The organism is Micromonospora radicis, assembly GCF_003583405.1.
GTDB lineage: Bacteria > Actinomycetota > Actinomycetes > Mycobacteriales > Micromonosporaceae > Micromonospora > Micromonospora radicis.
Window position 1 is genome coordinate 1 of the sequence record NZ_QXEC01000068.1, and the last position, 664, is coordinate 664.

Consider the following 664-nt stretch of genomic DNA (forward strand, 5'->3'; position numbering starts at 1 on the left):
GCTCAAGCGCGCTATCCGGGCGGTCGCGGCGGACACCGACCTGTGGTCGGACACGACGTGGGTGGTGGACTCCACGCCAGTGGAGTGCGGTCGGTCGAGGCCGACGGTGAAACGCTCCGACCTGGCGGGGTGGGCCGGCTACGGCTACTGCTCTTCGCACTCGCGGTTCTTCTGGGGCCTGCGTCTGCATCTGGTCTGCACCCCCGCCGGTCTGCCGGTCACCTGGGCCCTCGCGACGCCGAAGGTTGACAAGCGGCAGGTACTGACCGCGATCCTCGATCACGACCCGGACCTGATCGCTGACCGTCCGGGTCTGCTGATCGTGGCGGACAAGGGGTACGTCTCGGCCGAGTTGGACCGGTGGCTGGCCGAGCGTGGAGTGCGGTTGCTCTGCGACCGTCGTACCGCAACCGCACCCCACGCCGCGACGAGCACTTACTCAAGCCGGTTCGGCAGCTCATCGAGTCGGTCAACGACACGTTGAAGGGTCAACTCGACCTTGAGTTACACGGCGGCCGGAGTATCGAAGGTGTAGCCGTCCGCATCGCGCAGCGACTCCTCGCGATGACCGCCGCGATCTGGCACAACCGGGCGACCGGCCAGCCCTTGACCAGGTCCCTGATCGCCTACGACCACTGACCCGACTTCGGACTTACTCGTCTAG

Annotated in this window: 1 pseudogene; it reads left to right on the forward strand. The window is 66.9% G+C overall.

The annotated features are described in order from the left end of the window. Positions 1-639 (forward strand): annotated as a pseudogene (locus D2L64_RS26940) (IS982 family transposase); the annotation flags it as partial. Positions 640-664 lie beyond the last annotated feature (25 nt).